We start from the raw sequence: 13,188 nt of genomic DNA on the forward strand, positions 1-13,188 counted from the left end.
TCGGATCCTCGTCCCAGGAGCCGCGCATGTACCAGGTCCGACCGTCCCTGTTCGCCGCCGGCCTCACCACGCTGGCCACCGCCGCCGCCCTCGGGCTCGCACCGGGCGCCGCGCTCGCCGCCCCGAGCCCGGCCGCCTCGGCCCCGGCGATCTCCGTCAACTGGTTCGGCGCCGCCGACGTCCACGCGCACGCCGGCACGGTGCGGGGCCGGTTCGACTGCGGCGGCGAACGCGGCCTGGCGTACATCGAGGTGCACCTGGCTCAGCGGGTGCGGGGCACCGACGTCACCGGCTTCGGGTTCGGCGTGATCGGCGCGTGCACCGACGAGCGTACGGCCGGCACCTGGACGGCGACCGTCCCCGCCGACGCGGGCACCTTCCGTCCCGGCCCCGCCACCGCCACGGCCCGCCTGGTCGTCGAGCCCAACTCGCTCACCGAGACCACCGAGCGCCTACGCCTGCTCCCCCACTGCCCGCGTCACTGACCCCGGCGGCCCTCATCAGGCGATCTGCCGGAGGTCGTCGCCGTAGTCGAAGATGATCCGCAGTCGGGCGCCGAGGGCGTTGGCGTACCGGCTCAGCGTGGCCACCTCGTTGACGTCGAGGTCACCGTTCTCGATCTGACTCACCCGGCCCGGCGTGACCCCCATGATCTCGGCGACCTGCCGCTGGGTGAGCCCCAACCGCTTGCGCTCCTCGGCCAGGTGGAAGGCGCTCACCCAGGCCTCGGTCCGGGCGCGTTCCTGCGCGTACGCCTCGTCGTCGCCGCCGAGTTCGGCGCGAACCTCGTCCCAGTCGTGGAACTCCGTCACGACTCCCCCCTTCGCTCACGTTCGTTGTCGAGCCAGGCCTTGTAGGCGATCTCCGCCGCCGGGATGTTCCGCTGGTACCAGCGACTCCAGTCGCCCGCCTTGTTGCCGGCGACCAGGAGGACGGCCTGGGACCACGGGTCGAAGACGAACGACACCCGGATCGCCACGTCGCGACCGGAGCGGGGCCGCAGCTCCTTGAGGTTGCGCAGGCTGCTGCCCCGCAGCGTGTCCACGAGGGGCCGCCCCAACCCTGGCCCGACCTCGGCCAGCTTGTCCACCGCCACGCGCACGCTCTCGTAGGACGCCGGGTCGTGGTGCCGCAGGTCGCGCAGCCAGTGCCGGATCTCACCGGTGACCCGGACCGACCACCGCTTCCCGTCAGCACCCATGGCACAACTATAGTCCGGGCTAAACCGGATGGGCCACGTTCAGCGGGAGTCGAGGAGGGGTTGGGTGGGGTTCCAGGTCGTGCCCGTCTCGGCGTCGCGGCGGCGGCGGGCGATCGCGGACAGGGCCTCCAGGACGACGCGGTTGCCCAGGTAGGCGGTGATGTCGGCGTGGTCGTACGGCGGGGCGACCTCAACCACGTCCAGGCCGACCACCGGCAGTTCGTAGCAGACCCGGCGGACCGCGTCGAGCAGCTCGCGGGAGGTGAACCCGCCTGGCTCGGGGGTCCCGGTGCCGGGGGCCATGCCGGGGTCGACCACGTCCACGTCGACGGAGAGGAACACGCCCTCGCACTCGTCGGTGGCGATGCCGAACGCCTCGGTGAGGCAGGTGTCCAGGCCGCGCGCCACGATCTCGGTCATCTCGTACGAGCGCATCCGCTGCTCCGCCATCCAGGCCAACGTGTCCGGGCCGGGCCAGTAGCCGCGCAGGCCGATCTGGAGGAACCGGTCGCCGCGTACCGCGCCGGACTCGATGAGCCGGCGCATCGGCTGGCCGTGCCCGTGCAGCGAGCCGAACTCGACGTCACCGGTGTCGGCGTGCGCGTCGAAGTGCACGAGCGAGACCCGGCCGAGCCCGTGGTGCCGGGCCACGCCGGTCGCGTCCGGCAACGCGATGGAGTGGTCGCCGCCGAGCACCACCGGGATCGCCCCGGCGGCGGCGACCGCGTGCACGGCGGTCTCCAGCGCGGCCAGCGAGCGTTCGATGTCGCCGCCGAACATCTCCACGTCCCCGGCGTCGTAGACGCACAGGTCCTTGAGCGCGTCCACGCGCAGCGCCAGCGACGGGCGGGAGCCGTCGTGCGGCAGGTAGCACGCCTGCCGGATGGCGGACGGCCCGAACCGGGTGCCCGGCCGGTGCGAGGTGCCGCCGTCGAACGGCGCGCCGATGACCACCACGTCGGCGTCGGCGTAGGTGACCGGTTCCTCGACCGTGCACGGCGGCACGCCGAGGAACGTGACGTCGGGGCCGTACATCGGGCCGTAGCGGGTCATCGTTCCTCCATCCCCCAGGGGGAACCGTAGTCGGTGAGCAGGTCGAGGAAGGGCGTCGGCGGCAACGCCTCGGGGCCGAGCACGCCCGTGCCGGACCAGGCGCCGGTGGCCAGCAGCTCCAACGCGACGACCGGGTTGACCGCGGTCTGCCAGACCACCGCCTGGTGCCCGTACTCGGTCATCGACCACTCGTTGTCGACCACGTGGTAGAGGTAGACCCGGCGGGGCCGGCCGTCCGGCCCGGTGCCGGTGACGTACGTGCCGGCGCAGGTCTTGCCGCTCATCCGGTCGCCGAGCGTGGCCGGGTCGGGCAGGGCGGCGGCCACCACGTCGCGCGGCGACACGTCGACGCCGCGCACCCGCACCGGGGCGGTCGAGTCCAGGCCGAGCTTGTGCAGCGTGCGCAGCACCTCGATGAACTCCGCGCCGAGGCCGTACTTGAAGGTGACCCGCCTCGCCTTCACCCAGCGCGGGATGAGCAGCACCTCCTCGTGCTCCACGTTGACGCACTCGACCGGGCCGATGCCGGCCGGGAAGTCGAACACCTCCGGCTCGCTGAACGGTTCGGTGGTGAACCAGCCGCGGTCGGCCTCCCAGACCACCGGCGGGTTGAGGCACTCCTCGATGGTGGTCCAGATGGAGAACGACGGCGCGAAGTCGTAGCCGGCGACGGTGAGGTTCGCGCCGTCGCGTACCCCGATCTCGTCGATCTCGGTGAACAGCTCGTCGGCGGCGTAGCGGGCGAACACGTCGGACAGGCCCGGTTCGACGCCGATGCCGCAGAGCGCCAGCCGGCCGGCGGCGGCCCAGCGGTCGGCGGCGGCGAACTGCTCGTCGCCGAGCTTGACGCCGGTCTCCGCGTAGGGGCGGTCGGGGTGCGGCCGGGACAGCGACATGGCCATGTCGAGGTAGTCGACGCCGGCCGCGAACGCCCCGTCGAAGATCGGCAGGACGAAGCGCGGGTCGACCGCGTTGAACACGTGGGTGATCCGGTGTTCCCGGCAGAGCGCGGCGACCGCGTCGGCGTCGGAGGCGTCGACGGTGGCGGCCACGAACCGGTCGCCGTGGCCGGTGACCGCTCGGGCGGCGCGCGCCGGGTCGTGGTCGGCGACCACCATGGTCTCGAAGAAGGCACGTCGGGCGGCGATGGATACGGCGGCGGAGCCGACGCCACCGGCGCCGACGAGGAGGATACGCATCAGGAGTCGAACCCCAGTCCAAAGCGGTCGAGAGTACGGAGCCAGAGGTTGCGCCGCCCGTCCCGCGCGTCGGCGTGGGCGAGCGACCATCGGGTGAGGTTGATGCCGGCGGCCCGGATCGGCTCCGGCGGGAACGGCAGCGGCTTGCGGCGGACCAGGTCGAGTCGGGTGAGCGGGGTGTCCGCGCCGGCGAGCAGGTCGAGCGTGACCCGCGCGCCGAACCGGGTCGCGCCGACGCCGAGCCCGGTGTACCCGGCCGCGTACGCCAGCCGCCCCTGGTGGGCGGTGCCGAAGAACGCGCAGAACCGGGTGCAGGTGTCGATGACGCCGCCCCAACGGTGGCTGAACCGCAGCCCGTCCAGTTGCGGGAACGTGCTGAAGAAGTGCGCGGCCAGCGTGCGGAACGTGGCCTCGCGTCGTTCCAGCGCGGGGGCCACCCGGTTGCCGTAGTGGTAGACCGCGTCGTAGCCGCCGAACAGGATCCGGTTGTCGGCGGTGAGCCGGTAGTAGTGGAACTGGTTGCCGGTGTCCGCCAGCCCCTGCCGGTTGCGCCAGCCGATCGCGTCCCGCTGGGCGGCGGTCAGCGGCTCGGTCATCAGCGCGTAGTCGTAGACCGGCACGGTCCAGGCGCGCAGCCGGCGCAGCAGCGGCGGGAACGCGTTGGTGGCCAGCGCCACCCGGGCCGCGCGCACGGTGCCGGGCGCGGCGTCCGCGCCGCCGGCGGTGGTGGCGCGCAGCGCCGGGCCGTCGGCGGCCAGCCCGGTGACGCGGGTGTGCTCGTGGATCCGGACGCCCAGGTCGAGCGCGGCCCGGCGCAGCCCCCAGGCGAGCTTCGCCGGGTCGAGCAGCGCCGTCCGGTCGGTGTCCCAGAGCCCACCGAGGTACGTCGGCGAGGCCACCTCGGCGCGTACCTCGTCGCGGTCGAGCAGCCGCGCGTCGCGACCGTGGCGGCGGCCCAGCTCGGCGTCGGCGGCGAGCCCGTCGAGCTGGTACGGCGCGACGGCCACCGCCAGTTCGCCGGTGCGTTCGAAGTCGCAGTCGATGCCGTGCCGCTCGATCGTCGCGCCGATCGCGTCCAGGTTCTCCCGGCCGAGCCGTTCCAGCTCGCCGATCTCGTCGGGGAACCGCTCGACGCCGTTGGCCAGCCCGTGCGTGAGCGACGCGGCGCAGAACCCGCCGTTGCGCCCGGACGCCGCCCAGCCGCAGGTGCCGGCGTCGACCAGCAGCACGTCGCGGTCCGGGTCGGCCTCCTTGGCCAGCAGCGCGGTCCACAACCCGGCGTATCCGCCGCCGATCACCAGCAGGTCGGCGGTGGCCGGGCCGGTGAGCGGCGGCAGCGGGTCGGGGCGTGTCGGGCGGTCCAGCCAGTACGGCACGGGCGCGGCGTCGGCCAGCGCCCGGCCGGTATGCGGGAGCGTCATGGCCGGCCCGCCGGCGTGGCGATCACCGCGAGCGCCGCCTTGCGGGCCCGCCGGCCGCGCAGCGAGCTGGCCCCGACCAGCAGCAGCGCTATCCCGAACATGGCCGTGCCGATGACGTTTACCTGCGGCGGGATGCCCCGCTGGGCGGCGCCCCAGACGTACATCGGGAACGTGACGGTGGTGCCGGCGTTGAAGTTGGTGATGATGAAGTCGTCGAAGCTGAGGGAGAACGCCAGCAGCGCGGCGGCGACGATGCCGGGCAGCACCAGCGGCAGCGTGATCCGGCGGAACGTCTGCCACTCGCTGGCGTACAGGTCCATGGCGGCCTCCTCCAGCCGCCGGTCCATGCCGGCGAGCCGGGCCTTCACGGTGACCACCACGAACGAGACGCAGAACATCACGTGCGCGATGACGATGGTCCAGAAGCCCTGCGGCACCCCGGCGGCGACGAAGAGCGCGAGCAGCGAGGTGCCCATCACCAGTTCCGGCGTGGCCATCGGCAGGAAGATCAGGCCGTTGATCCCGGACCGGCCGCGGAAGCCGTGCCGGACCAGCGCGAACGCCATCAGCGTGCCGAGCACTGTGGAGACCACGGTGGCGATCAGACCGATCTCCATGCTGCGCACCACCGCGTCGCACATGTCGGCGGTGGCGCAGGGGCGGGCCCAGTTGTCCAGCGTGAACTCGTTGAAGTCGTAGGAGACCCGGCTGGACGGGCGGTTGAACGAGAGCCCGGCGACCACCAGGATCGGCAGCGTGAGGTAGCCGAGCACGAGCACTGCCACGCCCATCACCCACCGGTCGGCCAGCCAGCGCCTGAGTCTCATCAGAGCACCTCCTCCGTGCCGGCCCGGCGCAGGTAGGCGAAGACGATCACCAGGATCGCGGCCATCAGCAGGAACGACAGCGCCGCGCCCTGCGGATAGTCGAGCCGGACCAGGAACGCCGAGTCGATGACGTTGCCGATCATGTACTCGTTCGGCGTGCCGAGCAGTTCCGCGTTGATGTAGTCGCCGGTGGCCGGGATGAAGAACAGCAGCGTGCCGGCGATCAGGCCGGGCATCGACAGCGGCAGCGTGACCCGGGCGAACGCGCGCAGCGGGCTCGCGTACAGGTCGCTCGCCGCCTCCAGCAGCCGGGGATCGAGCCGCTCCAGGCTCGCGTACAGCGGCAGCACCAGGAACGGCAGGAAGTTGTACGTCAGGCCGAGCACCACCGCGATCGGGGTGGCCAGCAGCCGGCCGTCCGGCCCGAGCAGGTGCACGTCGCGCAGCAGCCCGACCACCGCGCCGTTGTCCGACAGGATGGTCTTCCAGGCCAGCGTGCGCACCAGGAAGCTGGTGAACATCGGCGCGACCACGGCCACCAGCAGCAGGTTCTTCCAGCGGCCGGCCTTCTGCGCGATCGCGTACGCCAGCGGGTAGCCCATCAGCAGCGCCAGCACCAGCGCGATCGCCGAGTACAGGAACGATCGCAGGAACTGCGGCCAGTACGCCTGCAACGCGTCCGGGTAGTTGCCGACCGCCCAGGTCATCGCGTACCCGGTGGAGAGCGAGCCGGCCGGGTCGTAGAGGCTGGCGGCGGCGAGTTGCAGCAGCGGCAACGCGAAGAAGACCAGCAGCCAGGCCGCGCCGGGCAGCAACAACAGGTACGGCAGCAGCCGGTTCCGTCCGCGCCGCGCCGGCGGCGGCGCGGGTGACCCGGCGGAGGTGGGGACGTGGGCCAGCGCGGTCACGGCAACGCCCCGACCGGCGGCTCGTCGAGCAACGGCGTGGTCTGGTCGTCCGCGCCGCCGGCCCGGGGCAGCAGGAACGCGTGCCGGGGGTCCCAGTGCGCGGTCACCGGCGTGCCGGTGGCGAGCCGCCCGCCCAGCCCGCTGTTCGCCGCGAACACGGACAGCTCGCTGCCCCACGCGGTGCGCACCAGGTACTGGGTGCTCACCCCGACGTAGGAGGCGTCGGTGACCACGCCGCCGACGTGCTGGTGGCCGGCGGGCACCTCGTCGGGGCCGTCGACCAGGTGCAGCTTCTCCGGGCGTACGCCGAGGAAGGCCGGCCCGTCGACGAGCCGGGCCCGGCCGGCGGGCACCGAGAAGCGCGCGCCGTGCGCGGTGACCAGCACGTCGTCCCCGGCGTGGCCGCCGGCCTCGGCGGCGAGCAGGTTGGACTGGCCGAGGAAGTTCGCCACGAACGCGGTGGCCGGGTACTCGTAGATGTCGGCCGGTGCGCCGAGCTGCTCGATCCGGCCGGCGTTCATCACCGCGACCGTGTCGGCCATGGTCATGGCCTCCTCCTGGTCGTGGGTGACGTGCACGAACGTGATGCCGACCTCGGTCTGGATGCGCTTCAGCTCAAGCTGCATCTGCCGGCGCAGTTTCAGGTCGAGCGCGCCGAGCGGCTCGTCGAGCAGCAGCACCTGCGGGTGGTTGATGAGCGCCCGGGCCAGCGCGACGCGCTGCTGCTGGCCGCCGGAGAGCTGGGCCGGCCGGCGTCGGCCGTACCCCTGGAGCTGCACCAGCGCGAGCATCCGCTCCACCTGGTCGCCCACCTTGCGGATGCCCCGGCGGCGCAGCCCGAACGCCACGTTCTCGTGGATGTCGAGGTGCGGGAAGAGCGCGTAGCTCTGGAACACGGTGTTGACCGGCCGCTTGTACGGCCGCAGCCCGGTGATGTCCCGGTCGCCGAGCAGCACCTGCCCGCCGGTCGGCGTCTCCAGCCCGGCGATCATCCGCAGGGTGGTGGTCTTGCCGCAGCCGGACGCGCCGAGCAGGGCGAAGAACGAGCCCTGCGGGATGGTGAGGCTGAGGTCGTCGACGGCGGTGAAGACGCCGAACCGCCTGGTCAGGTCGGCCAGTCTCAGGTCGCCGGCCGGTGTTTCCTGCGCCATCTGCCTCACGCCCCGATGACCTGCTGGAACTTGGTCTCGTACTCCTTCTCGCGTTGCTCGTCGAGGGCCATGAAGACCTTCGACTTCGCCAGCATCGCGTCGTCCGGGAAGATCAGCGGGTTCTTCGCCAGGTCCGGGTCGATCTTCTCCATCTCGGCCTGCGCGCCCTGCACCGGGCAGATGTAGTTGACGTACGCGGCCAGCTTCGCCGCCACCGCCGGGTCGTAGTAGTAGTTCATCAGCGCCTCGGCGTTGGCCTTGTGGGTGGCCTTGTTCGGCACCAGCATGTTGTCCGACCAGAGCATCACGCCGGACTCCGGCACCACGAACTTGATCTTGGAGTCCTCGAAGCCGAGCTGGATCACGTCGCCGGACCAGCCGATGCACGCGGCGATGTCCCCCTTGGCCAGGTCGGGCGCGTAGTCGTTGCCGGTGAAGCGCCGGATCTGCTTGCTGTCCACGGCCTTCTTGAGCTTGTTCAGCGCGTCGTCGAACTGGGCCGGAGTGAAGTTGGCCGGGTCGTGGCCTCCGGCCTGGATCAGCAGGCCCATGGTGTCGCGCATCTCGGACAGCGCGGTCACCTTGCCCTTGAGGTCGGGGCGGGTGAGCAACTCGTCGACGGTGCGGATCTCCTTGGTCACCTTGGCGTTGTAGGCGAGGCCGGCCAGACCGGACTGCCACGGGATCGCCATCTCGGTGCCGGTGTCGAAGGACCGGCCGCGCAGCGACGGCAGCAGGTTCGCCTCGACGTTTCCGATCTTGGACTTGTCCAGCTTCTGGACCCAGCCGAGCCGGATCATCCGGGCCGCCATCCAGTCGGTGAGCACCATGATGTCCCGGCCGGTGCTCTGACAGCCGGCGAGCTGGTTCTGCACCTTGCCGAAGAACTCGTTGTTGTCGTTGACGTCCTCGGTGTAGGTCACCTGGATGCCGGTGCTGGCGATGAACGCGTCGAGCGTGGGGCGCTTCGACTCGTCCTTCTCGTCGGTGTCCATGTACTGCGGCCAGTTCGAGAACGCCAGCTTCTTCTCGGTGGCGGACACGTCGTCGCTCTTGCAGCCGGCCTCGGTCTGCTGGGCGCCCTTCGTGCCGCAGCCGGCGAGCGTGCCCGCGGTGGCGAGCAGCGCGGCCGAGCCGAGCGTTCCGGTGAGCAGGCCACGCCGGGTGAGCGTCCGGAGGGGACTACGCATGTGACGACTCCTTGGGGGCATCGTCGGCGGCGGGACGGGGGTGGCTCGCCGGCGGGAGGTCAGTGGCGATGGAGGCCTGATCCTGACATGAGGAACCCTCTCTCACAAGGGATTCCGTTGTGGGAATAGCTAAGGACCACGAATTACGCCAGACTGCGCCGGGGCACTACGCTTCTGCACAGCGAATCGGACATGGGGAGCGGCGATGGCCAACCGGCAACTGGAGAACGGCAACGGCAGCCGCCGCGTCACTGTGCGTGAGGGTTCCAACCACGCCCTGTTGGACGACGTGGCCAAGCAGATCATCGAGCAGCTCCAGGAGGACGGCCGCCGCCCGTACGCGAGCATCGGCAAGGCGGTCGGCCTCTCCGAGGCGGCGGTACGCCAGCGGGTGCAGCGCCTGCTCGACGCCGGTGTCATGCAGATCGTGGCGGTGACCGATCCGCTCCAGCTCGGCTTCCCCCGGCAGGCCATGATCGGGCTGCGCACCGACGGCGACCTGGAGCCGGTGGCCGACCGGCTCGCCGAGTTCGAGGAGGTCGACTACGTGGTGATCACCGCCGGCTCGTTCGACCTGCTGGCCGAGGTGGTGTGCCGCAACGACGCGCACCTGCTGGAGATCCTCCAGAAGCTGCGCGGCGTGCCCGGCGTGCTGTCGACCGAGGCGTTCGTCTATCTCAAGCTGCGCAAGCAGACCTACACCTGGGGCACGGCCTGAGCCTGACCGACGACGAAGGCCCGCCAGGCGGTCGGTGTGAAGGTGAGCGTGCCGCCGGTGCGGTCCTTGCTGTCGCGCACCAGCACCCGGCCGGGCAGGTGCCCAGCACCGCGCGGGCTTACCCCTCGGTCTGGAGCAGGCCCGGCACGAGCAGCGGCTGGTACGACCGCAACGAGGTGGCGTCCTGCTCCAGGTCGGCCCACGGGCGGAACCACGACAGGTCGCGGCGGCGGAACGGCTCCGGCCACAGCTCGGCCGCGTCGCGCCCCAGCACCTTCGCGACCGCGATCCGGGTGTGCGGATGCGGTCGGCCGTCAGCCAGCGTGCCGCCGTCGCGTCGCTCGATGCGCTGCGCCGCACGATAGCCACGCTACGTGTGCACGTCTGCGGTCCACCGGCGTGTTGCGGTGGGACGTGTTGGCGGACGTCCCGGATGTCCTCGACCGCTGCCCGAGAACCGGACGGGCGGCGCTCCGCGCGTCGTGGTGATGCCGGGCCCTACGAACTTGATGGCGTGGACGGGTCACGACGGTGAACCGTCTACGCGCTCAAGTTGGTAGCCCGGTGAGCGCACTCGCCGTCCGGACGCGCCAGGTTCGCCGGGACAACGAATCACGAGGTGCGGTTTCCGTTGTGCGGAAGCCCACAGTGCGCCGAATTCGTCGCGTCCACCCTCCTGCGCCACCGATAACACTTGCCTTGGCGATATCGACTGTGGGATAACCGTGGGCAGAGCGGCCGGTGTCACCCCTGACCGGCCCGAGACCCGATGGGGCTGACATGGCCAACGCCACCGACCACCTCTGGATGCACTTCACCCGGATGGCCAGCTACTCCGCCGGCGAGGTTCCGACCATCGTGCGGGGCGAGGGCGCGTACGTCTGGGACGCACAGGGCCGCCGCTACCTCGACGGGCTCGCCGGGCTCTTCGTCGTCAACGCCGGCCACGGCCGGACCGAGCTGGCCGAGGCCGCCGCCAAGCAGGCCGGCGAGCTGGCCTACTTCCCGCTCTGGTCGTACGCCCACCCGACCGCCGTGGAGCTGGCCGAGAAGATCGCCGCGCTGACCCCCGGCGACCTGAACCGGATCTTCTTCACCACCGGCGGCTCCGAGGCCGTCGAGGCGGCCTGGAAGCTGGCCCGCGCCTACTTCAAGCGCACCGGCCAGCCCAACAAGCACAAGGTGGTCAGCCGCTACATCGCCTATCACGGCACCTCGATGGGCGCGCTGTCGATCACCGGGCTGCCCGGCATCAAGAGCGACTTCGAGCCGCTGGTGCCCGGCGGGATCAAGGTGCCGAACACCAACTTCTACCGCGCCCCGGAGCACGGCGACGACGCCGAGGCGTTCGGCCGGTGGGCCGCCGACGAGATCGGCCGGGCGATCGAGCGGGAGGGGCCGGACACGGTCGCCGCGGTCTTCCTGGAGCCGGTGCAGAACTCCGGCGGCTGCTTCCCGCCGCCGCCCGGCTACTTCGCCCGGGTCCGCGAGATCTGCGACGCGTACGACGTGCTGCTGGTCAGCGACGAGGTGATCTGCTCCTGGGGCCGGCTCGGCGAGTACTTCGGCGCCACCCGATACGGCTACCAGCCGGACATCATCACCACCGCCAAGGGCATCACCTCCGGCTACGCCCCGCTCGGCGCGATGATCGCCAGCGACCGGCTGATGGAGCCGTTCCTCACCGAGACCGGCATGTTCGCCCACGGCGTGACGTTCGGCGGGCACCCGGTCTCCTGCGCGGTGGCGCTGGCCAACCTGGAGGTGTTCGCCAGGGAGGACCTGGTCGGGCACGTCCGGGCCAACGAGGACGCGTTCCGCGCCACCCTGGAGAAGCTGACCGACCTGCCGATCGTCGGCGACGTCCGGGGCGACGGCTACTTCTACGGCATCGAGCTGGTCAAGGACAAGACGACCCGGGAGACGTTCGACGAGGCGGAGTCCGAGCGGCTGCTGCGCGGCTTCCTCTCCACCGCGCTCTTCCAGGCCGGGCTCTACTGCCGGGCCGACGACCGGGGCGACCCGGTGGTGCAGCTCGCCCCGCCGCTGATCGCCGAGCAGCAGCAGTTCGACGAGATCGAGCAGATCCTGCGCGCGGTGTTGACCGAGGCGTGGTCCCGGCTGTAGACGGTGCGCTACCAGGAGTTGTCCCACTGGCTGTCCGACCTGGACGAGCCGCTGACCCCCCGGCCCGGCCTGCCCGGCGACACGGACGCCGACGTGGCGATCGTGGGCGCCGGGTACACCGGGCTGTGGACGGCGTACTACCTGGCGCTTGCCGATCCGACGCTGCGGGTCGTCGTGCTGGAGCGGGAGATCGCCGGGTACGGCGCGTCCGGTCGCAACGGCGGCTGGTGCTCGGCGCTGTTCCCCACCTCGCTGCCGGCGCTGGCCCGACGCCACGGGCCGGACCGGGCGCTGGCCATGCAGCGGGCCATGCACGACACCGTCCACGAGGTGGGCCGGGTGGCCGCCGCCGAGGGCATCGACTGCGACTGGCGGGCCGGCGGCACCGTGGTGCTGGCCCGCACCGGGGCGCAGCTCGACCGGGCCCGCGCCGAGGTCGCCCAGGCCCGCGCGCACGGGCTCACCGACGACGACCTGGTGCTGCTCGACGCCGCCGAGGCCACCGCCCGCTGCGCCGCCGACGGGGTACGCGGCGGCACGTACACACCGCACTGCGCCACCGTGCAGCCGGCGAAGCTGGTCCGGGGCCTGGCCCGGGCGGTGGAGCGCCGGGGCGTACGCGTCTTCGAACGCACCCCGGTCACCGCGCTGCGGCCCGGCGCGGCGGTGACCCCGGCCGGCGTGGTCCGGGCGCCGGTGGTGGTCCGCGCCACCGAGGGCTTCACGCCGGGGCTGCCCGGGCACCGGCGGGTGGTCGCGCCGGTCTACTCATTGATGGTGGCCACCGCGCCGCTGCCGGCGGCGACCTGGGCCCGGATCGGCCTGGCCGACCGGGAGACGTTCGCCGACCACCGGCACCTCATCGTGTACGGCCAGCGCACCGCCGACGGGCGGCTGGCGTTCGGCGGGCGGGGCGCCCCCTACCACTACGGCTCCCGGGTGCGCCCCGACTTCGACCGGGAGCCCCGGGTGTTCGCGGCGTTGCGCCGCACGCTCGGCGAGCTGTTCCCGGCGCTCGGCCCGGACGTACCGGTGACGCACGCCTGGGGCGGCCCGCTCGGTGTGGCCCGGGACTGGGCCGCCTCGGTGGGGCTGGACCGCCGCACCGGGCTGGCCTGGGCCGGCGGGTACGTCGGCGACGGGGTGGGCACCAGCAACCTGGCCGGCCGCACGCTCGCCGACCTGATCCGGGGCGAGGCGAGCGACCTGACCGCGTTGCCCTGGGTCGGGCACCGCTCGCCGCGCTGGGAGCCGGAGCCGCTGCGGTGGCTGGCCATGAACGCCGGCTTGAAGATCATGTCGTCGGCCGACGCCACCGAGACCCGCACCCACCGCCCGGCCCGCCGCGCCGCCCTCTTCAACCGCTTCCTGGGCCACTGACTCCTGGGGCACT

The 13,188-nt window shown here is 72.2% G+C and carries 13 protein-coding genes and 2 pseudogenes; 4 read left to right on the forward strand and 11 right to left on the reverse strand.

Going from position 1 to position 13,188, the window contains the following annotated elements; translation table 11 throughout:
- Positions 1-26: 26 nt before the first annotated feature.
- Positions 27-485 carry a hypothetical protein gene (locus C8054_RS16840; RefSeq protein ID WP_107157743.1) on the forward strand — a complete coding sequence of 153 codons (459 nt, stop codon included), beginning with the start codon at positions 27-29 and terminating at the stop codon, positions 483-485.
- 15 nt (positions 486-500) lie between these two features.
- Here C8054_RS16840 and C8054_RS16845 read toward each other — a convergent pair whose 3' ends face one another.
- The 9 genes from C8054_RS16845 to C8054_RS16885 are packed head-to-tail and all read right to left on the reverse strand — an operon-like array spanning position 501 to position 8,950.
- Positions 501-812, reverse strand: coding sequence for an XRE family transcriptional regulator (locus C8054_RS16845; RefSeq protein ID WP_107157744.1), 312 nt, complete (start codon positions 810-812; stop codon positions 501-503).
- Complete coding sequence (locus C8054_RS16850; RefSeq protein WP_107157745.1) at positions 809-1,201, reverse strand: type II toxin-antitoxin system RelE/ParE family toxin; 393 nt, start codon at positions 1,199-1,201, stop codon at positions 809-811. Before C8054_RS16850 ends, C8054_RS16845 begins: the two co-directional genes overlap by 4 nt.
- 39 nt (positions 1,202-1,240) lie before the next feature.
- Entirely contained in the window at positions 1,241-2,254 is a 1,014-nt protein-coding gene (speB, locus tag C8054_RS16855; RefSeq protein WP_107157746.1) for an agmatinase, read from the reverse strand.
- Positions 2,251-3,453, reverse strand: coding sequence for a saccharopine dehydrogenase family protein (locus tag C8054_RS16860; RefSeq protein WP_107157747.1), 1,203 nt, complete (start codon positions 3,451-3,453; stop codon positions 2,251-2,253). The genes speB and C8054_RS16860 overlap by 4 nt, the downstream gene beginning before the upstream one ends.
- Entirely contained in the window at positions 3,453-4,874 is a 1,422-nt protein-coding gene (locus C8054_RS16865; protein WP_107157748.1) for an FAD-binding oxidoreductase, read from the reverse strand. Before C8054_RS16865 ends, C8054_RS16860 begins: the two co-directional genes overlap by 1 nt.
- A complete protein-coding gene (locus C8054_RS16870; protein ID WP_199199800.1) occupies positions 4,871-5,701 on the reverse strand; it encodes an ABC transporter permease in 831 nt (276 codons plus the stop codon). Before C8054_RS16870 ends, C8054_RS16865 begins: the two co-directional genes overlap by 4 nt.
- The gene (locus C8054_RS16875; RefSeq protein ID WP_107157750.1) at positions 5,701-6,609 is read right to left on the reverse strand and encodes an ABC transporter permease; all 909 of its coding nucleotides are present in this window, start codon (positions 6,607-6,609) and stop codon (positions 5,701-5,703) included. The genes C8054_RS16870 and C8054_RS16875 overlap by 1 nt, the downstream gene beginning before the upstream one ends.
- On the reverse strand, positions 6,606-7,760 hold the full coding sequence (locus C8054_RS16880; protein ID WP_107157751.1) for an ABC transporter ATP-binding protein: 1,155 nt from the start codon (positions 7,758-7,760) through the stop codon (positions 6,606-6,608). Before C8054_RS16880 ends, C8054_RS16875 begins: the two co-directional genes overlap by 4 nt.
- A 5-nt stretch (positions 7,761-7,765) precedes the next feature.
- Positions 7,766-8,950, reverse strand: coding sequence for a PotD/PotF family extracellular solute-binding protein (locus tag C8054_RS16885; protein WP_107157752.1), 1,185 nt, complete (start codon positions 8,948-8,950; stop codon positions 7,766-7,768).
- Between the two features lie 205 nt (positions 8,951-9,155).
- On the opposite strand from C8054_RS16885, the gene C8054_RS16890 reads away from it, so the two are divergent.
- Positions 9,156-9,668, forward strand: coding sequence for an Lrp/AsnC family transcriptional regulator (locus C8054_RS16890; protein ID WP_107157753.1), 513 nt, complete (start codon positions 9,156-9,158; stop codon positions 9,666-9,668).
- Here C8054_RS16890 and C8054_RS32805 read toward each other — a convergent pair.
- Both C8054_RS32805 and C8054_RS16900 read right to left on the reverse strand, forming a co-directional pair.
- Positions 9,647-9,775: pseudogene (locus tag C8054_RS32805) on the reverse strand (DUF397 domain-containing protein); the annotation flags it as partial. The gene C8054_RS16890 and the pseudogene C8054_RS32805 sit on opposite strands and share 22 nt — an antisense overlap.
- A 14-nt stretch (positions 9,776-9,789) precedes the next feature.
- Positions 9,790-9,975 (reverse strand): annotated as a pseudogene (locus C8054_RS16900) (Scr1 family TA system antitoxin-like transcriptional regulator); the annotation flags it as partial.
- A 473-nt stretch (positions 9,976-10,448) separates the two neighbouring features.
- On the opposite strand from C8054_RS16900, the gene C8054_RS16905 reads away from it, so the two are divergent.
- A complete protein-coding gene (locus C8054_RS16905) occupies positions 10,449-11,795 on the forward strand; it encodes an aspartate aminotransferase family protein (RefSeq protein ID WP_107157755.1) in 1,347 nt (448 codons plus the stop codon).
- A gap of 3 nt (positions 11,796-11,798) precedes the next feature.
- The gene (locus tag C8054_RS16910) at positions 11,799-13,175 is read left to right on the forward strand and encodes an FAD-binding oxidoreductase (protein ID WP_107157756.1); all 1,377 of its coding nucleotides are present in this window, start codon (positions 11,799-11,801) and stop codon (positions 13,173-13,175) included.
- Positions 13,176-13,188 lie beyond the last annotated feature (13 nt).

The organism is Micromonospora sp. RP3T (assembly GCF_003027925.1).
Lineage (GTDB): Bacteria > Actinomycetota > Actinomycetes > Mycobacteriales > Micromonosporaceae > Micromonospora.